This window comes from Paenibacillus lycopersici (assembly GCF_010119935.1).
Classification (GTDB): domain Bacteria; phylum Bacillota; class Bacilli; order Paenibacillales; family Paenibacillaceae; genus Paenibacillus_Z; species Paenibacillus_Z lycopersici.
On the sequence record NZ_CP048209.1, the window covers coordinates 2,213,186 to 2,230,000 of the forward strand.

Here is a 16,815-nt window from a genome sequence, read left to right on the forward strand (position 1 = left end):
ATGGGGCGTATCGGACACGGATAGGGGACGTTCATGATGTTCTTATACAAGATCGAAATCGAAATGGAAGAAGCAACGGGTCACTTGATCATCCTTGCCGAGACGGACGAGAAGGCATTCGAGGCGGTAGACAGCCAACTGGAACGCCATTACGTGAAGATGCCCGTTCTGAAGTCGGCGGCGATCGTCGAGAAGAAGCGGACCTCGGCCGGCGCAGGCTATTTTATTCCGCACCAGAGCCTGCTGTAAGCGGGCGCCGGCACGTATAGGACACAATCCCCTTGACCAAACCGACATTACACACTACTATGTATGTAATGTTGATTGAGTTGAGGGGGATTTTTCCTATGCGTATCGCGATTATTATCGGCGCTACCCGGCGCGAGTCTACCAGCGCCAAGCTTTCTGCCTATATTGCGGATATTATGCGGAAAGAAGGGCATGAAGCGACGCTGTTCGATCTGCGCGAGAAGCCGCTGCCGCTATATAATGACGACGATGAAGAAATTCATCCGAACACGGCGGAACTGATGGATACGGTCCTGCATGCCGATGCGGTCGTGCTGAGCACGCCGGAGTACCACGGGAGCCTCACGGGCGTCCTGAAGAATGCCCTGGACTACCTGGGCAAGGATCAGTTCAACGATAAAGCGGTGCTGCCGGTAAGCTCGGCCGGCGGCGCGGTAGGCGTAAGCTCCTTGACGCAAATGCAGACGATCGTGCGCAACATGCACGGCGTCAATTCGCCGGAATGGATCTCGATCGGCGGCGCGCAGCGTCAATTCCAAGCGGACGGCACGCCGGAATCGCAGGATGTGCGGAATCGCGTCGAACGGACGGTGCTCTACTTCTTGAAGTTTGCCGCGAAGCAGCGGGCCTAGGCAGCAACGATACCGCGAGAAGAACATAAAAGCTCCACGCAGCCCGGAGGGCGGATGAATCCGTCCGTTCTTGGGTTGCGTGGAGCTTTTTGGAGTTCCGGCATTTATTGGAATGAAGTGCGCGTTCCAAACAGCGGATCCCGGCGGTATACGATGCGCAGCGTTAGAAATCGGCATCCGCCGTGTAACGGTTGTTGGCGTTCCACAGCAGGTATTCGTCGACGCCCGATTCGTGCAGCGCCTTGATTTGCGCCTCGAGCTGCGGCTTGCCGTAGGCGATGTAATGGCCCTTCCCGAGCCAGCTTGCCGTGAAATCTTGAATCCACGGGCGGATGACGGGCTTGTAGGAGCCGATCGGATCCAGCTTCTTGTGCGTATCCTTCATCGCGCCTTTAATCGTCGCGTATGGATTCGTATCGGGATCCTTGACATCGAACCAGCCCGGGCCGTAGTGGCTCGGATAGATCATCGGCGAGATGACGTCCACGTGCTTGGAGATCTTCACGAAATCCTGGCCGATCCCTTCCGCGGCGGGGACGGAGGCGGCATAGCCGAAGATATCGACCGATACCCGAACGCCGAGCGGCTCCAGCCGGGCTTTGGCATACGACACGAAGTCCGCGATCGTATCGACGCGGGACTCGTCCGTTTTGTCGAAGACGAGGGCGTCGGCTTTGTTCTCGAAGCCTTCCGGGAACCGGACGTAATCGAACTGGATTTCCTTGAAGCCCAGTTTGGCCGCTTCTTTGGCGACCGCGATATTGTAATCCCATACTTCCTTCCGGTAGGCATTCACGAACCCGTCGCCTTTGCCGTTCGCCCAGACCGATCCGTCCTTGCGCCGGAAGCTCAGCTCCGGATGGCTCTTCGCGAGCATCGTATCCTTGAAGACGACGATCCGCCCGATCGGATACACGTCATGCTGCTTTAACGTCGCCATCAATGCGGGCATGTCGCGGATAAATTTCTGCGGCTTGCCGTACTTGAGCAGGTCGGGATTCGTCGTAGGGAACGTTATGTACCCGTTATCGTCTTTGACGTCGATCACCATGCTGTTCAGCGCCGTATCGTCCAGCAGCTTCAACAGCGAGCTCATGCGCGATCCCCCGGCGCTGTAGGCCGTGACGTAGATGCCCTTGACCTTCGGCGCGTCCGGTTGCGGATCGTGCTTGACGGAGTGGGCGCCGGTGCCGTACGCGGCATTCGCCGAGCCGCCGCCGGCATTCGCGGAATCGCCGCCGGCCGTGCCGGGACTTGCCGGCGCGGATCCGCCGGAGCCGAAGCCGAAAGCGGGCGGCTGCGCGAATGCGCCGGGCTGCAGCTTGGCGGCGGGAGCCGTCAGCAGCGTCGCGAGCAGCTGGTGCGTCGCGGCCGTTGCCGGTCCGGGCGCGGCAGGCGAAGACGAAGCCGTCGCGACATGCAGCAGCAAAAGTAATGCGGATATCAGTGCGTCCATTGCCATCTCTCCCCGAAAGCAAAGTCACTTCGATCATCATGCGGCGGTTAGGCCCTTTATGTTCCATAAACAAAAAAGAACGAGAACAAACAAGTTGTTCTCGTTCCGCCGATCTATTGCAAAAGCACTTCCCTTTGGTGCTCACAGATGCTTTGCTGCACGATTTCCATCGCGTCTTCCGGTTCCAGCCATGCCAGTCCATCCCGAAGCACGATATTTAAATTCAATTCCCGCTCCGTGAGGAAAGGCACTAATTCAGGCGCTAGCTTCTCCACAATTTGCACGAGTCTGACCGTTTCCATATCCATGATGCATCACCCTTTCATCGTAATGGAGGGTAAAACGTATGGCACGAAACTGCGTTGTACGGGATAGCTATAGTATAACAGCCGGAGTTTGAAAAACCTAGTGCTGTTTGCAAAATTCCATGTTCGCCTTCGCCCGTTTGCAGCGCGCGATTCAGAGGACCGGCTTGCGGAAATCGCCGAGAACGCCGACCGTCTCCACGATGTTGACGAACGCTTTCGGATCGGTGGCGGCGATGATTTTGCGCAGCTCGTTCAGCTCGTAGCGCGTCGTCACCGTCATCAGCATGTCGTTCTCCGTGTTCGTATAGCCGCCGCGGGTGCGGATTACCGTCACGCCTCGGTACAGCGGGATGAGCGCCTCGCGCATCGCTTCGGTGCGCGAGGTGACGATGAACGCCGTCATTTTGACGTGATTGATGTGAATCAGGTCGATGATCTTGCCGGTCGTGAAGATCGACAGCAGCGAGAAGAGGGCGACGTCCCAGTCGTCCGTCAGGAAGCCGAGCGCCGCGATGACCGACCCGTTCAACGCGAAAATGACCATGCCGATCGACATGTCCCGCTTGCGCGACAGGATGGCGGCGATAATATCGAAGCCGCCCGAGGACGATCCGGCCCGCAGCGCCAGTCCGCTGCCGAAGCCGACGACGACGCCGCCGAAGACGGCGCCGAGCGTCAGGTCCTGCACGAGCGCTTCGGTCGGAATGAGCTGCATGAAGATCGTCGTCGCGATAACGGCGACGAGGCTCCAGCCGACGAAGCGCAAGCCGAGCTCCCGCCAGCCCCAGATTAGAACCGGGACATTTAGAATAAAATAGAGCCAGCCGATATTCAGGCCGGTCGCATAGCCGATAATCATCGTAATGCCGGAGACGCCGCCGCTGATCATTTTGAGCGGGATGAGCAGTTGATTGAAGCCGTATGCGATCAGCAGGGCGCTGATTAATGTCGTTGCCGCGATTTTGGACGTTCTCGTGGACGGTCTCAAGGACGTTGTCATGTCAGGATTCACCTCGAAAGCGAATGGCCGGGAATTGCCGTTTAGTATGTGTAATTAGTCCTTGCTGGTATTCTGAAATACAGTTGTGCTATAATGAACTGTATATTTTCTGTAGGATGCAGATAGAAGGAGATTGAAACAGTTTGAAAACATTTGCTGAATTCGGTTTGGAGCCTAAAGTGCTGCAAGCCATTACGGAACTCGGATTCGAGGAATCGACTCCGATCCAGTCCAAATCCATTCCAATTGCGCTTACCGGATCCGATCTGATCGGTCAAGCTCAAACAGGAACGGGAAAAACGGCCGCATTCGGAATCCCGCTCGTCAACAAGATTCCGGTGACGGAAGACCGTATCGTGGCGCTCATCATGACGCCGACCCGCGAGCTTGCGATCCAAGTGTCGGAAGAAATCGGAAAGCTTACACGTTACAAAGGTTTGCGTTCGCTGCCGATTTACGGCGGTCAGGAGATCGGCCGCCAAATCCGCGCGCTGAAGAAGAGACCGCAAATCATTATCGGTACGCCAGGGCGTCTGCTCGATCACATTAACCGCAAGACGATCCGCTTGGATGACGTTCAGACGGTTATCTTGGACGAAGCGGACGAAATGCTGGACATGGGCTTCATGGAAGATATTACGTCTATCCTGTCGCTCGTGCCGGATGAGCGTCAAACGATGCTGTTCTCGGCAACGATGCCGCCGAACATCCGCAAGCTGGCGGATCAGTTCCTGAAAGATCCGCAGCATGTCTCGGTTATTCCGACGCAAGTCAGCGCGCCTACGATCGACCAGGCGTACATCGAAGTGCACGAGCGTCAGAAGTTCGATGCCTTGAGCCGCTTGCTCGACATGGAATCGCCTGAGCTCGCGATCATCTTCGGTCGTACGAAACGCCGCGTCGACGAGCTGAGCGAAGCGCTGCAGAAGCGCGGATACTCCGCCGACGGCCTGCACGGCGACTTGTCCCAGAACCAGCGTGACGCCGTCATGCGCAAGTTCCGCGACGGCAGCATCGACGTGCTCGTGGCGACGGACGTTGCGGCGCGCGGTCTCGACGTATCGGGCGTAACGCACGTCATCAACTTCGACTTGCCGCAGGATCCGGAGAGCTATGTACACCGTATCGGCCGTACGGGCCGCGCGGGCAAAGAGGGCACGGCGTGGTCGTTCGTAACGCCGCGCGAGCTTGATCACATGCACTTCATCGAGAAAGTAACGCGCCACAAAATCGCCAAGAAGCCGCTGCCAAGCATCGCGGAAGCGATCGAAGGCAAGCAGCGCGTAACGGCAGAGCGCATTCTCGAGGCGATGGACGGTGATTCGGTACAAGAATTCAAAGCGATCGCCATTCAGCTTCTGGAACAGTACGATTCCGTCAATCTGCTTGCCGCAGCGATCAAGCTGATTACCGGCGAGAAGAAGGACGTCAACATCGAGCTGACGCCGGAAGATCCGATCCGCGCGAAGAAGCGCAGACCGGATGTCCGCACGAGCGGACGCCGTTTCTCCGGCGGTCCATTCGGCGGCGGCAACCGTTCGGGCAGCGGCCCTCGCGGCCGCGGCGAAGGCGGCGGCGGTTACAACCGTGACCGCGGCGGCTACGGCGGCAACCGCAGCTCCAGCGGCGGCAGCTACAACCGCGATCGCGACAATAATCGCGACGGCGGTTACAGAGGCCGCAGCGAAGGCCGTTCCGACGCGCCGCGTCGTCCGCGCCCTTCCGCAGATGAATAGGCCATAAACATGACCGGGGCTTCCGTTTAACCGAGCAATCGGAGAAACCGAAGCCCTTTTTCTTATACGTCTCTACGTTGCGGGAATGATGCTGCGCTGCGGGGATTGTTCCGCGTTCGCGTATGATTCGCGCAAATTAGTACAGTATCCCTTTCGTAATAATCACGAGCAGGATGAACAGTACGAGAATGATCGCGGCGGAAGTTCCGAAGCCATGACCTGCATTGCTCATTCGCGGCAGCCTCCTTACGCTTGGAGTGGGTGGTCTCGACACCATATGGTATTCATCTGGGTGATCGCCGTTTAGACTTCGGCCCAGATTCCCGAAAATGGGCGTTGGCTTATCCAGCCGCCTTATATTATAGTTAACGTAGGACGAAATGAAATCGCTTGCTAGGGGGATTCGGCAACAATGGAAATGAAGGGCATGATGGGCGGGTTTTATAAAATCTCGGAATGGATTATGCGGTTATCCGTGACGAATATTCTTTGGATCTTTTGTTCCATACCGTTTATTCTGGTTCTATTCCCGGTGATGTTCGCGCAAAACAGCGATCAAGTGCTGAGCAACCTGATCTTGGCGGGCGTATTGGCCCCGTTCACGCTCTTCCCGGCGACGGCCGCGCTGTTCGGCGTAGCGCGCAAATGGGTGATGGGCGAAGTGGACGTGCCATTGCTCAAGACATTCTTCAAGAATTACAAGGAAAGCTACAAGCAGGCGATGCTCGGCGGCATTCTGTACGCGGTCCTCTTCACGGTTCTGATCGTGGACTTCCGCGTGTACCTGTCCAACCTGGGTTCCTGGGGAATCGTCGCCTATTTGTTCGTCGCGCTGATCGTGCTCGTCGGCGTCTCGCTGCTGAATTTCTTCTCGATGCTCGTTCACTATCATATGAAGACGCTGCAGCTGCTGAAGAACGCGCTGCTGATCACGATCGGCCGTCCGCTTCGCTCGCTGTCGACGGTCGTCATGTGCGGTTTCGTCATCTATATCAGCTTCAGCTCGGCCAAGCTGATGTTCCTCGTTCCGTTCTTCACGGGAAGCCTTGTCGGCGTCATCGCGTTCTGGAACTTCTACGGCATCTATACGAAGCTGCAGCTGCAGGCGGAGAAAGCGGCCGAGGCGGAAGCCGAGGAAGAGCGCAAGCGTCTGGAGGAAGACGCGGCCATCATGCTGCCGAATACGGAAGATGGGCAGACGTCCATTAAATAACGGCCGGCGTCACGTTTACTTTTGCCCGAATCCGGTCTATAATAGCAATACATCCTGCGGTGTGCGTTACGGCTTATAACTTGTTTTGAACCAATGGCTGTTTTTAGGGAGACTAATATTGAAACGCGGCTGACAAGCCCTCGAAAAGGGATCTCAAAAACGTTTCTGCGGCCACCCACCTGCGAGAGCGGGTTCAGAAACAAGCTAGTCGGACGGCATGGCGGGTAACTTGCAAAACGAAAAAGGGGGCAACCCCTTTTTTTTATGTTCCAAACTATGCTATGATAATTCTTAGCGTACATAGAAGACGTCGGAGGGGGAGATTACCTTTGTTGAAGCGGACCCTAATGGGGTTGCTGCGCAGTCACGAATTGACTGGCGATAAAGCGAAAGATCCGTTGCTGAAATCCCATTATTACAAACTTTCCCGAGATAAGGCATGGGAAGAAGTCGTCTCCACACTCAAGAAGATGCAAGGGTACAAGCTGCTTCACGAAGTACAGTCCGTAGGCGAAATCGTCCTGGAGAAACGGACGATGACCGGCCGTACCATGGATATTACCGTCTCCGTCATCAACGTCAACCCGCTGACCTCGGCGGTCGACATTTATTCCGCGTCGCGCGGATCTTTCGGCGACTTGGGCTCCAACTATCGTACCATTATCGATATTTACCGAACGCTCGACAAGAAGCTGGCTCAATATAAAACGAGCAGCATATAATAACGGGAAAAAGCGAGGAAAGGGATTCCCTGTCCTCGCTTTTATAATGATCAAGAGCAAATGCGGTTTCGTTTATACGAGTGCTTTCAACGCGTTCAATGCATTCTCGTAGTTCGGGTGCTCCGTCATTTCGCCGAGCACTTCGATGTATTGAATCTTGTCGTTCGCATCGATGACGAAGATGGCGCGCATGTCGAGCTGGAATTCTTTGATCAGCACGCCGTACGCTTCGCCGAAGTTGTTGTTCTTGTAGTCGGACAGCAGAACGACTTTATCGATGCCTGCAGCGCCGCACCAGCGGGCTTGCGCGAACGGCAGGTCAACGCTGACCGTCAGGACAGCGACGTTGTCGCCGAATTTGCCGGCTTCTTCGTTGAAACGGCGCGTTTGCGCGTCGCAAACGCCTGTATCGATGGATGGAACGACGCTGATCAGTTTAACTTTGCCTGCGTAGTCTTTCAAGGAAACGACGTCCACAAGCGATTTGTTCAGTTGAAAATCGGGAGCTTGATCGCCGACCTTGAGTTCCGGACCGATCAGGGTAAGCGGATTGCCTTTAAAAGCCGAAACGCCTGTACGTTCTTGTGCCATTATGAAATAGCCTCCTTGATTGGAATTGGTTTCTACCCAATAATTATAAGCGTAATGAAAGACGGTTGTCCAATGACGAGTACGTAAAGGAAGGTGCGCACCATGATATTTCTGCGCTATGAAAGCTTCGGCGGCTATCTGCGGATGTACCCCGTGACGGCCGCCATCATCGCGATCAATATTCTCGTCTACGCCTTGGATCACCTTGTGCTCGACGGCTGGCTGCTGAATCACGGCTACTTCTACAGCGACCCGCACGACAACTACTTCTCGCTGGAGAAGCCTTGGCGCTATGTGACGGCCGTGTTCCTTCATCTTGATTTGGCGCATATCTTCTACAATATGTTCAGCATCCTCGTGTTCGCGCCGCCGCTGGAACGGCTGCTGGGCCATGTCAAGTATGCGGCGTTCTACCTGATCTGCGGCATCGCCGCCAACTTCTTCAGCGCCGTCGTGGAGCAGTCGACCGCGGGAGCAGGCGCGTCAGGCGCCATCTATGGGGTGTTCGGCGCTTACCTCTTCCTGGCCTTGATGAAAAAAACGCTGGACCCGAATTCGCGCAAAACCGTCTATACCATTCTCGTCTTCGGGATCATCTACACGCTTATCGTGCCGAATATCGGTATCTGGGCGCATTTCGGAGGGCTGCTGGCGGGGTTCGTGCTGTTCTATTTGTACGACTGGTATTGGATTTCGAAGCAGAATAGACGATATACAAGGTAACGAACCCGTCATAAACAAGGTCAACGTTGCGGAAGGCTGGCCGGGGCGGGAAGCGCCGGCTCGGAGGAGAAGAGGTCGAGATGGAGCTTCGGCAATTGTATTATTTCGTTAAAGTAGCAAAGCGGGAGCATGTCACGAAAGCGGCGGAGGAGCTGCATGTGGCGCAGTCGGCCGTCAGCCGCCAAATCCATCAGCTGGAGGAAGAGCTGGGGGCCAAGCTGTTCCTGCAGAAGGGGCGCAATCTTCAACTGACGCCGGTCGGCACGCTGTTTCTGAAGCGGGCGGAAGTGATCCTGGCGGATCTGGAGCGGGCGGTTGTGGAAATCCAGGAGTTTCTCGATCCCGAGAAAGGCGAAGTGCGGCTCGGGTTTCCGCACAGTCTCGGCATTTCGCTCATTCCGGAGGTCGTCTCCGCATTCCGCAAGCAGAATCCGAACGTCAATTTCCGCTTCAAGCAGGGGATGTACCCGTCGCTCATTCAGGACGTCATGAAGGGGGACGTGGATCTCGCGTTCGTCTCGCCATGCCCGGAGACGCATGCGCATGTCACGGGCCAGACCGTGCTGACGGAAGAGCTGTTCGCGATATTGCCGACGAACCATCCGCTGTCGCAAGAAGATTCGATCGATTTGATCCAGTTGAAGGATGAACCGTTCGTGCTGTTCAGCGAAGGCTACTCGCTCCGGCCGATCGTCTCCGATGCCTGCAAGGAAGCGGGCTTCGAGCCGATTATCGGCTTCGAGGGGCAGGAGACCGATACGATACGCGGACTCGTCGCCGCCGGAATGGGCGTCAGTCTGCTGCCGGAAATGGCGCTGCAAGGCTCCGGAAAGCTCCAGCCGGCGAAGGTGCGCGTCAAATCGCCGCGGGTGACCCGCACGATCGGACTGATCTACCGCTCCAACGAGAAGCTGCCGCTTGTCGCCAAGGCGTTCCAGCGGTATTTGCTCGATTTCTTCGCATGCGTCGAGGCGAAGAACCGGCTGTAGCATCGTTGGAGGGCACGACGCTTCTCCATACAGTGTGAGATTGCAGCATAGAAACAAATTGGATCGGTAATATAGCTATGAATACGCAAGCTCCAAGCCCGGTGCGGATGGTATACGATCCGCCGCCGGGCTTTTTGTCGTGCCGCCGGAACAATAGCAAACAACCAATGGCAAACAACCAATGGCAAACAGGGCAAATCCGCTTCACTGGCAGGATCAGGATTGAATAACCAGGCCGAAGGGGATACTGGTAAGCAAATGAAGTGCGATAACGGAGCGGAGGACCGGCAGATGAGCGTAGCAAGACGGAGAGGGAGACAACGGCGCATTTTCGTCGTGCTGCTTGGCATGAGCTTGGGTTTGGCCGGCGTCCTGCTTCGGCTTGCCTGGCTGCAGCTGTCGCCGGCAGAGACGGTTGGCGCGGGTGCCGCGCACCTGCTGTCGGAATCGGTGGCCCAGCGGGAGCGGGAGCTTGTGCTGGACAGCGGGCGCGGCGACTTCTTCGACCGCGAGGGCCTTGCGCTGACGGGCGAAACGTACGAGGCGCTGGCGGTCTTCCCGCTGCAGGCGAAGTCGCGGCTTGCCGGGGGCGCAGCGGATATGGACAAGCTGGCGGCAGCGCTGCATGTCCCGCCCGAGCGGCTGCGGGTATGGATGCAATCGTTGAAGGAGCCGGCCTTCTGGCATCGGGAGGGGGCGCGGATTCCGCTCAAACTGTCGAAGGGTCAGCTGGCTGCCATACGCGGCCTTCGCATGAACGGCGTTCGCGTCCTGCCGTACCGCAGCCGTTACCCGGACGCATTCAAGCCGATGCACGTGCTCGGGTACGTCAGCCAGCATCCGGAGCTGCTCCGGCGCGATTACGGGGAGCGGCTGAAGGAGCGGACGATGAAGCTGTCGGATCAGACCGGCGGCGCCGGGCTGGAGCGCTCGCTTGACCGGCTGCTGCAGGGTACGGGGCCGACGACCGTTTCCTACTTCACGGACGGCGCGGATAAGCCGATGCACGGTCTGGAATGGCGGCTGACGCGTTCGGAGAATCCGTATTATCCGGTACGGGTGAAGACGACGCTCGATCGCGCGATCCAGGACAAGCTGGAACGTTATGTCGACGCGCAAGGCTTGCGGGAGGGGGCTGTGGTCGTCCTGGATGCGCGCAGCGCGGACATCGTGGCCATGATATCCAGGCCGCAGCTGCCGGACGGAAGCGCCGCTGCCGATCCCGAGCGCTACGTGAACCATGCCGTGCGGGCTGCGACGCCAGGCTCTGTCTTCAAGCTCGTGACGGAAGCGGCGGCGCTGGAAGCCCATGTGACGAACGAAGGCGAGACGTTTCGCTGCAACGGGGATTACGGGCGTTATGGACTGCACTGCTGGGCAAGGGGAGGACATGGCGATCTGACGCTGCAGGATGCGCTGGCAGGCTCCTGCAATGTCGTCTTCGCGACGCTCGCGGAGCGGATGGATGCCCGGACGCTGGCCGTGACGGCGGAGAAGCTGGGTATCGGGGAGCAGGTCGGCTGGGCGAGCGGATCGGCGTTTGCGCCCTTGAAGAAGCCGCTGCGGCTTCTGCCGGAAGAAGAAGGCGGTCTTGTATTCGAATCGTTTCCGGCGGTGCGTGACGGCGGCCAGATGGCCCAGACGGGCATCGGACAACGGGATGTGCGGATCTCTCCGCTTCAGGCGGCCAATCTCGTCGTTACGCTGCTGAACGGCGGCATCGTGCAGGAGCCGCGGCTCGTGAGCGATATCCGCTACGCGAACGGTCAACTGCTGGCCAAGCTTCCCCGTCAAACGCTGCCTTCGCGCTACGGCCGGATCAGCCGCGATACGGCGGATACGATATTGGCCGGCATGGAGGCCGTCGTCGATCGCGGGACGGGCCAGTCGATCCGCGACGGCATCTGGTCCGTGGCGGGCAAATCGGGCACGGCGCAAGTGAGCCTGAACGGGAGAGAGAAGCTGAACCAATGGTTCGTCGGATACGGGCCGATCCGTTCGCCCCGCTATGCGGTGGCGGTCTTGTCCGAGAACCGCGCGCTTCATACGTCCAACCAGGCGGCGAAGCTGTTCCGGGGCGTCATGGACATCCTCGCGGAACCGGATGACTCGCAGGGAAAGAACGAATAAAGAGCCGGACCCATCATACGATGGGATCCGACTCTTCATAAGGGTTCGTCGCATTCTCGAACTCCCCTTGCGGGGAATGAATCCAGCGGTGGAAGTACCGCTGATCGTACAGCGCCTTCAGCAGGATCATCAGGATCGGCGACAGGATGACGCCGGCCACGCCGAAGATCGACAAGGAGATAATCATGAAGGCCAGCATGGTGAAGGCCGAGACGCCGAGCGTATCGCCGGTGATCTTGGGCTCCAGGATTTGGCGCGTCAGCACGACGAGCACCAGCAGCGCGGTCAGCCAGATCGCGAGCGAGAAATTACCGACGATGAACAAGTAAAGGATCCACGGAATAAACACGGTGCTTACGCCGAGCAGCGGCAGCACGTCGAAGAACGCGGACAGCAGCGAGATCGATAACGCGTTCGAAACGTTGAGCAGCAGAAGCGAGACGAAGATGACGATGAACGTAATGCTGATCAGCTTGCCCTGCGCCTTCAAGTACCCTGCGATGCCGACGAATACGTTTTCGCGCAGGAATCGGAAGGCGCGTTTGAACGTGTTCGGCGTCTTCTCCTGCGCGAGCCTCTTCCAGTCCTTGATTTCGATGCTCAGAAAATAGGCGAGAATAATCCCGACCGAGAAGTTAATCATAAACGTGGAGAATGACATCAGATAACCGCCGAGCGCGCGCAGGAACCGAATGGCGACATCGCTCCCCCAATCGGTGACGTAACCGATGACCTCCTCGGCCTTGGCCAAGACATCGGGCGGAAGACCCGAGATTCGCTCCTGCAGGAAGCCGGAATTCGATTGAAACTGATCGACGAGCAGCCGCTGATAGGTCGGAAGCCTGTCCGCAAGCCCCAGTACCTGGGAAGTGACGATGTAACCGGCGCCGACGAACGCGGCCATGATGACCAGCGTGAACACCAGGACGGATATCCCGGACGCAATCGATTTCTTCAGTCCGAGGCGGCACAGCCAGCGGGCCGGCGGCTCAATGAACAAATAAATGAGAAACGATAGAAAAATCGGCGTCGCGATGCGGTACAGATAGCTGAAAATGAACATGATCAGCCAGACCGTAACGACGATGAGCGCAATGTCGAACGCGGTGCGCCAATATTTACGGTAAAAAGAAAGCATAAAAGACTCCTTTTCTATCTATTATTCTAGTATGGATTACCATTATTTCCTAAAAAACCGACGTTTAACGCATCCATTCGCCGCCAGCTTAATGTTTACTTTAACATACGTAGCCGTTTTCCGCAGGGCTATGGTACAATGATTGAAGTCAACAAGCATTGGGCACATGGCACTCCCTCTTCCATGGACATTCAAGGGTTTGATAATAGAGGCGGTGGGAAAACGAGACATGGAAAACTTTCTGCTATGGGGCTTTTATTTTTTGACGTTTTACGCATTTTTGCCGGGTTTGGTCAGCCGTACGTTCGGCTTTCGCGTATTCAAGCGGGGACGCGCGAAGCAAGAAATCGCGCTGACGTTCGACGATGGTCCGGATCCGGTCTATACGCCGCAGCTGCTTGACCTGCTGAAACGCTACGACGCGAAAGCGACGTTCTTCGTCGTCGGCATCCACGCGGAGCGGCATCCCGAAATCTTGAAACGGATGCATGACGAAGGGCATGTGATCGGCATTCATAACTACGTGCATAAGACGAACTGGCTCATGCGTCCAAGCACGGTGAAAAAGCAGATTCAACGTACATCGGAAATCATTCGCCGGGCTTCCGGCTCGCGTCCTCTTTATTACCGTCCGCCGTGGGGCATCGTCAATTTATTCGATTTTTCGAATATGGGTTATTTGCAAATTATACTATGGTCGGCGCTCTTTGGCGATTGGCGCAAACGCGTCGGCGCAGAGCGTCTGAAGCAGCGGATGATGAAGAAGCTGCGGCCCGGCGAGGTGCTGCTGCTGCACGACTGCGGCGCAACGTTCGGAGCGGATGCGGATGCGCCCGCTAACATGCTGGTGGCGCTGGAGTCGTTCCTGGAGGCCGGTCAAGCCAACGGGTATAAATTCGTCCATATTACCGACATGATCGCGCTGACCGACGGCGGCAAGAAAGCGAAGCCTGCCATCGGCCCGTTGAAAAAGCTGGCCATCGCCGGCTGGATGGGCTGGGAACGGCTGTTCCACGTCGTATTCCGCGTCCGTGAAGTCGCCGAAGACTGTCTGTTCTATTACCGGATCATCCCGTATCATGGACGCCCGCTGCAGCTATCGGACGGCAGGTCGATCGCGGATAGGGATCCGGTCGTCGAAATCCATTTCGACAACAAGAAGCTGTCTTACATGATGATGGAAGCGCGGTCGATGATGCAGCTGGCCGTCATGCTTATCCGGGAGACGAAGAAGGGGCTTCCTCAGCTGGCCCGGAAGCTGGAAACGGACGAAGCCGCACAGTCGGCAAAAGGGGTCTACGGCGTCAGCATGATCAATCGCGGCGTCGAGCAATTCGGCTTCGACGTGCTGCCGATTCCGAAAGGCTTATTCGATACGTCGACCCGTTTATATTTGAAGCTGCTGCTCCGCGTGCTGAACCCCTCGGGAAAACAGCTGTTGAACGACCGGGGCAGCCGGATGGTGCCGAGCATCATGGCGATGTCGATGGAGACGTTCTGGCATCAAGCCGCAGCCAAGCAAGAGAAGGCTGCCTCAAGAAGCAGGCGAACCGAGCTTTTTACGGACAATCGCCGTCAAGAAAGCGAAGAAGACATGCCGCTTATCTCCTATGAAAGCTCGAATGCCGCCGGGGAATTCACGCCCTGAGCGGCTTTTTTTTTATACCTGCCGCAATGCTGTCAAGAGGGATTCGCCATGCTGAATTGAAATTGTAATATTTACATAATCAGGTAAAATTGATAGAGAAACAAGCATCAATGGCGAAGGGATGCGACCCAATTGCAGCCAGAAAGCAACTCGAAGCGGAGCGCGGACAACGCTATTTGCAGCGACGCGGCAGCCTTTGTTTACGGCGGTCTAAGCGATGCCGGACGTGACGCCTTTGAAGTCCATCTCAAGACTTGTTCAGCTTGCCGGCAATTCGTAGACGATATACGCAGCATCATTGTCGAATGCCCGCCTTCGAATGCCCATGAGATGGCGGGGGAGTCGGAATCCGCGCGTTCGCAGTTACTTGCCGAATATGTAAAGCAGTTGTTCTTGCATGAGCCGTTGCAACGGTACAAACGGATCATCAGAGCCTTGACCGCGGCCTGTTTGCTGCTTATATTGGCCGTTGCGACGCTATGGATTCGTCTTGAGAGCGTCGAGAACGCCGGGGACAAGCTGTCTCAGGATGCAACGGCTCTTCATCGGGCAATGGGTAGCTTCTTGGAGCATTCCGGGCATATCGTCGATCAAATCGTGGATATGCATGCGGCGGCTCATGGGAGCCTTTCCAGCGGACTGGCCGTGATCGTTGCCGGCGGCGACAGCATGCGCATGTTCTTGGAGGCGGAGAAGCTTCCGCCGCCAGGCGGCAGCGAAGCCTATCACGTATGGCTGCACGAAGACGGCCGATCGGTTCATGCCGGTACATTACCGATGCGCAACGGAACGGGCGCCTTCCGCTATGAAGGGGTAGCGGATCATTACGATCGGATATTCGTAACGCTTGAACCATCGTCTTCGGCTGGCAGCAGTCCGATCGGCCGCATCGTGCTTTCCGGAACGTTGTCATCCTAGCTGCCGATCGGCTGTTTCCGACTGTACGTCGGACACTTTATACGTGCTGTAGCTGTACCGGTGCAGCATGCGTTTCTTGCTGATCGTGCTTGTGCCGTCCAAGTGAAAGAGCGCCGCATCGACTTTATCGTAATTCTCCGGTTTTATGACGGCTCCAAGGTCGCTAAGTCCCAACGGATCGGCTGCTGCTTTTCCAAACCTACAATGACCCTCCTTGAATGATAACAAAAACGCCCTGCATAATGGACTGATAAGCAGTCCTACGCAGGGCGTTTGTTAAGGTTTCAACCGCGTAACGGTTCGTTAAATTTTCATGACGCCGCCTTGGCTGGCGTTCGTGACCATCGCGGCGTAACGAGCGAGGTAACCGCGCTTGATCTTGAGTTCGAAGCCTGGCCATTCGGCTTTGCGGCGTTCGAGTTCTTCGTCGCTTACTTCGAGCGTCATCGTGCGGTTGTTCATGTCGAGCTCGATCATGTCGCCGTCGTGGACGAAAGCGATCGGGCCGCCTTCAGCAGCTTCCGGAGATACGTGGCCGATCGAGATGCCGCGGGATGCGCCGGAGAATCGGCCATCGGTGATAAGACCGACTTTAGTGCCGAGGCCCATGCCGACGATCTGCGACGTAGGGGCGAGCATTTCCGGCATGCCGGGACCGCCTTTTGGCCCTTCGTAGCGAATGACGACGACGTGGCCTTCTTTGACTTTGCCGTTCGCGATGCCAGACAGCGCTTCTTCCTGGGAGTCGAAGCAGATGGCCGGTCCACGATGGTAGCCGCCGACGGATTTGTCAACCGCGCCGACTTTGATAATCGAGCCGCGAGGCGCCAAGTTACCGAACATGACGGAAAGGCCGCCTTCCTTGGTATGCGGATCGTCGATCGGACGGATGACGGAATGATCGAGGATTTCGCAGCCTGCCACGTTCTCGCGAAGCGTTTTGCCGGATACCGTCATTTCGTCGCCGAACAGCGCGCCGTCCTTCTTCAACAATTCGTTGATGATCGCGCTAACGCCGCCGGCGTTGTGCAGATCCTCGATATGGTGATCGGAAGCCGGCGCCAGCTTGGACAAGTAAGGCACCTTCTTCGCGACTTCGTTGATGCGTTCGATCGGGTACTCGATGTCTGCCTCATGCGCGAGAGCGAGCGTGTGAAGAACCGTGTTCGTCGAGCCGCCCATCGCCATGTCGAGCGCGAACGCGTTATCGATCGTGTTCTTGGTGACAATGTCGCGCGGTTTGAGGTCTTGCTTGATCAATTCCATCAGCTGGCGAGCCGATTTCTTGACAAATTCAACCCGTTCCGGTGCGACCGCTAGGATCGTGCCGTTGCCCGGAAGGGCGAGGCCGAGCACTTCGGA

At 57.0% G+C, this 16,815-nt stretch carries 17 protein-coding genes, 1 other RNA gene and 2 pseudogenes (1 of these 20 running past the window's edge); 12 read left to right on the forward strand and 8 right to left on the reverse strand.

From position 1 onward, the window contains the following. Nucleotides 1-33 precede the first annotated feature (33 nt). On the forward strand, nt 34-249 hold the full coding sequence (locus GXP70_RS09555) for a DUF3906 family protein (RefSeq protein WP_225442740.1): 216 nt from the start codon (nt 34-36) through the stop codon (nt 247-249). A gap of 98 nt (nt 250-347) precedes the next feature. Continuing rightward, nucleotides 348-881, forward strand: coding sequence for an NADPH-dependent FMN reductase (locus GXP70_RS09560; RefSeq protein ID WP_162356224.1), 534 nt, complete (start codon nt 348-350; stop codon nt 879-881). Nucleotides 882-1,044: 163 nt separating this feature from the next. On the opposite strand, the gene GXP70_RS09565 is transcribed toward GXP70_RS09560, so the two are convergent. The 3 genes from GXP70_RS09565 to GXP70_RS09575 all read right to left on the reverse strand — a co-directional run bounded on the left by GXP70_RS09565 (nt 1,045) and on the right by GXP70_RS09575 (nt 3,645). Next, the gene (locus GXP70_RS09565) at nt 1,045-2,337 is read right to left on the reverse strand and encodes a putative glycoside hydrolase (RefSeq protein ID WP_162356225.1); all 1,293 of its coding nucleotides are present in this window, start codon (nt 2,335-2,337) and stop codon (nt 1,045-1,047) included. Nucleotides 2,338-2,450: 113 nt separating this feature from the next. Continuing rightward, nucleotides 2,451-2,645 carry a hypothetical protein gene (locus tag GXP70_RS09570; protein WP_161697648.1) on the reverse strand — a complete coding sequence of 65 codons (195 nt, stop codon included), beginning with the start codon at nt 2,643-2,645 and terminating at the stop codon, nt 2,451-2,453. A 151-nt stretch (nt 2,646-2,796) separates the two neighbouring features. Then, nucleotides 2,797-3,645, reverse strand: coding sequence for a YitT family protein (locus GXP70_RS09575; RefSeq protein ID WP_162356226.1), 849 nt, complete (start codon nt 3,643-3,645; stop codon nt 2,797-2,799). Nucleotides 3,646-3,788: 143 nt separating this feature from the next. Between GXP70_RS09575 and GXP70_RS09580 the strand changes: the two genes are divergently transcribed. Then, the gene (locus GXP70_RS09580; RefSeq protein WP_162356227.1) at nt 3,789-5,381 is read left to right on the forward strand and encodes a degradosome RNA helicase CshA; all 1,593 of its coding nucleotides are present in this window, start codon (nt 3,789-3,791) and stop codon (nt 5,379-5,381) included. A gap of 136 nt (nt 5,382-5,517) precedes the next feature. Here the strand turns inward: GXP70_RS09580 and GXP70_RS09585 are convergent, their stop codons facing one another. Beyond that, on the reverse strand, nt 5,518-5,613 hold the full coding sequence (locus tag GXP70_RS09585) for a YjcZ family sporulation protein (protein WP_162356228.1): 96 nt from the start codon (nt 5,611-5,613) through the stop codon (nt 5,518-5,520). Nucleotides 5,614-5,793: 180 nt separating this feature from the next. On the opposite strand from GXP70_RS09585, the gene GXP70_RS09590 reads away from it, so the two are divergent. The 3 genes from GXP70_RS09590 (at nt 5,794) to GXP70_RS09600 (ending at nt 7,316) form a co-directional block, all read left to right on the forward strand. Beyond that, nucleotides 5,794-6,594 (forward strand): YesL family protein, encoded by an 801-nt coding sequence (locus GXP70_RS09590; protein WP_162356229.1) that lies wholly within the window; start codon nt 5,794-5,796, stop codon nt 6,592-6,594. 48 nt (nt 6,595-6,642) lie between these two features. Then, nucleotides 6,643-6,825, forward strand: a non-coding RNA gene (gene ssrS, locus GXP70_RS09595) — 6S RNA. Between the two features lie 98 nt (nt 6,826-6,923). Further along, the gene (locus GXP70_RS09600; protein ID WP_162356230.1) at nt 6,924-7,316 is read left to right on the forward strand and encodes a DUF1499 domain-containing protein; all 393 of its coding nucleotides are present in this window, start codon (nt 6,924-6,926) and stop codon (nt 7,314-7,316) included. A 72-nt stretch (nt 7,317-7,388) separates the two neighbouring features. On the opposite strand, the gene tpx is transcribed toward GXP70_RS09600, so the two are convergent. After that, nucleotides 7,389-7,907 carry a thiol peroxidase gene (gene tpx, locus GXP70_RS09605; RefSeq protein WP_162356231.1) on the reverse strand — a complete coding sequence of 173 codons (519 nt, stop codon included), beginning with the start codon at nt 7,905-7,907 and terminating at the stop codon, nt 7,389-7,391. A gap of 102 nt (nt 7,908-8,009) precedes the next feature. Between tpx and GXP70_RS09610 the strand changes: the two genes are divergently transcribed. The 3 genes from GXP70_RS09610 (at nt 8,010) to GXP70_RS09620 (ending at nt 11,749) form a co-directional block, all read left to right on the forward strand. Continuing rightward, entirely contained in the window at nt 8,010-8,630 is a 621-nt protein-coding gene (locus GXP70_RS09610; RefSeq protein ID WP_162356232.1) for a rhomboid family intramembrane serine protease, read from the forward strand. Nucleotides 8,631-8,710: 80 nt separating this feature from the next. Next, nucleotides 8,711-9,619, forward strand: coding sequence for a glutamate biosynthesis transcriptional regulator GltC (locus GXP70_RS09615; protein ID WP_162356233.1), 909 nt, complete (start codon nt 8,711-8,713; stop codon nt 9,617-9,619). 291 nt (nt 9,620-9,910) lie between these two features. Next, on the forward strand, nt 9,911-11,749 hold the full coding sequence (locus GXP70_RS09620; protein WP_162356234.1) for a peptidoglycan D,D-transpeptidase FtsI family protein: 1,839 nt from the start codon (nt 9,911-9,913) through the stop codon (nt 11,747-11,749). A 13-nt stretch (nt 11,750-11,762) separates the two neighbouring features. On the opposite strand, the gene GXP70_RS09625 is transcribed toward GXP70_RS09620, so the two are convergent. Next, the gene (locus tag GXP70_RS09625; RefSeq protein WP_162356235.1) at nt 11,763-12,887 is read right to left on the reverse strand and encodes an AI-2E family transporter; all 1,125 of its coding nucleotides are present in this window, start codon (nt 12,885-12,887) and stop codon (nt 11,763-11,765) included. Nucleotides 12,888-13,116: 229 nt separating this feature from the next. Here GXP70_RS09625 and GXP70_RS09630 point away from each other — a divergent pair, with 229 nt between their 5' ends. From GXP70_RS09630 to GXP70_RS09635, 3 genes and pseudogenes are all read left to right on the forward strand, one after another. Further along, nucleotides 13,117-14,535, forward strand: a complete 1,419-nt coding sequence (locus GXP70_RS09630; RefSeq protein ID WP_162356236.1) for a polysaccharide deacetylase family protein — start codon at nt 13,117-13,119, stop codon at nt 14,533-14,535. A gap of 132 nt (nt 14,536-14,667) precedes the next feature. Then, nucleotides 14,668-14,769, forward strand: a pseudogene (locus GXP70_RS30275) (hypothetical protein); the annotation flags it as partial. Nucleotides 14,770-14,928: 159 nt separating this feature from the next. After that, nucleotides 14,929-15,453: an anti-sigma factor gene (locus tag GXP70_RS09635; protein ID WP_263864108.1), complete on the forward strand. Its 525-nt coding sequence runs from the start codon at nt 14,929-14,931 to the stop codon at nt 15,451-15,453. 9 nt (nt 15,454-15,462) lie between these two features. Here the strand turns inward: GXP70_RS09635 and GXP70_RS09640 are convergent. Beyond that, nucleotides 15,463-15,681: pseudogene (locus GXP70_RS09640) on the reverse strand (hypothetical protein); the annotation flags it as partial. A gap of 75 nt (nt 15,682-15,756) precedes the next feature. After that, nucleotides 15,757-16,815: the 3' portion of a dihydroxy-acid dehydratase gene (ilvD, locus tag GXP70_RS09645; protein WP_162356238.1), read on the reverse strand. It continues 627 nt past the right edge of the window; 1,059 of the gene's 1,686 nt are visible here — the last part of the coding sequence; its start codon lies beyond the right edge, outside the window — the gene reads right to left on this strand; its stop codon occupies nt 15,757-15,759.

What these genes read in the sequence shown, in the direction of transcription:
- GXP70_RS09625 (WP_162356235.1), bottom strand. Translation starts at nt 12,887, where the DNA reads ATGCTTTCTTTTTACCGTAAATATTGGCGCACCGCGTTCGACATTGCG.
- GXP70_RS09615 (WP_162356233.1), top strand. Translation starts at nt 8,711, where the DNA reads ATGGAGCTTCGGCAATTGTATTATTTCGTTAAAGTAGCAAAGCGGGAG.
- GXP70_RS09630 (WP_162356236.1), top strand. Translation starts at nt 13,117, where the DNA reads ATGGAAAACTTTCTGCTATGGGGCTTTTATTTTTTGACGTTTTACGCA.
- GXP70_RS09575 (WP_162356226.1), bottom strand. Translation starts at nt 3,645, where the DNA reads ATGACAACGTCCTTGAGACCGTCCACGAGAACGTCCAAAATCGCGGCA.
- tpx (WP_162356231.1), bottom strand. Translation starts at nt 7,907, where the DNA reads ATGGCACAAGAACGTACAGGCGTTTCGGCTTTTAAAGGCAATCCGCTT.
- GXP70_RS09585 (WP_162356228.1), bottom strand. Translation starts at nt 5,613, where the DNA reads ATGAGCAATGCAGGTCATGGCTTCGGAACTTCCGCCGCGATCATTCTC.
- GXP70_RS09560 (WP_162356224.1), top strand. Translation starts at nt 348, where the DNA reads ATGCGTATCGCGATTATTATCGGCGCTACCCGGCGCGAGTCTACCAGC.
- GXP70_RS09590 (WP_162356229.1), top strand. Translation starts at nt 5,794, where the DNA reads ATGGAAATGAAGGGCATGATGGGCGGGTTTTATAAAATCTCGGAATGG.
- GXP70_RS09570 (WP_161697648.1), bottom strand. Translation starts at nt 2,645, where the DNA reads ATGGATATGGAAACGGTCAGACTCGTGCAAATTGTGGAGAAGCTAGCG.
- GXP70_RS09565 (WP_162356225.1), bottom strand. Translation starts at nt 2,337, where the DNA reads ATGGACGCACTGATATCCGCATTACTTTTGCTGCTGCATGTCGCGACG.
- GXP70_RS09620 (WP_162356234.1), top strand. Translation starts at nt 9,911, where the DNA reads ATGAGCGTAGCAAGACGGAGAGGGAGACAACGGCGCATTTTCGTCGTG.
- GXP70_RS09610 (WP_162356232.1), top strand. Translation starts at nt 8,010, where the DNA reads ATGATATTTCTGCGCTATGAAAGCTTCGGCGGCTATCTGCGGATGTAC.
- GXP70_RS09555 (WP_225442740.1), top strand. Translation starts at nt 34, where the DNA reads ATGATGTTCTTATACAAGATCGAAATCGAAATGGAAGAAGCAACGGGT.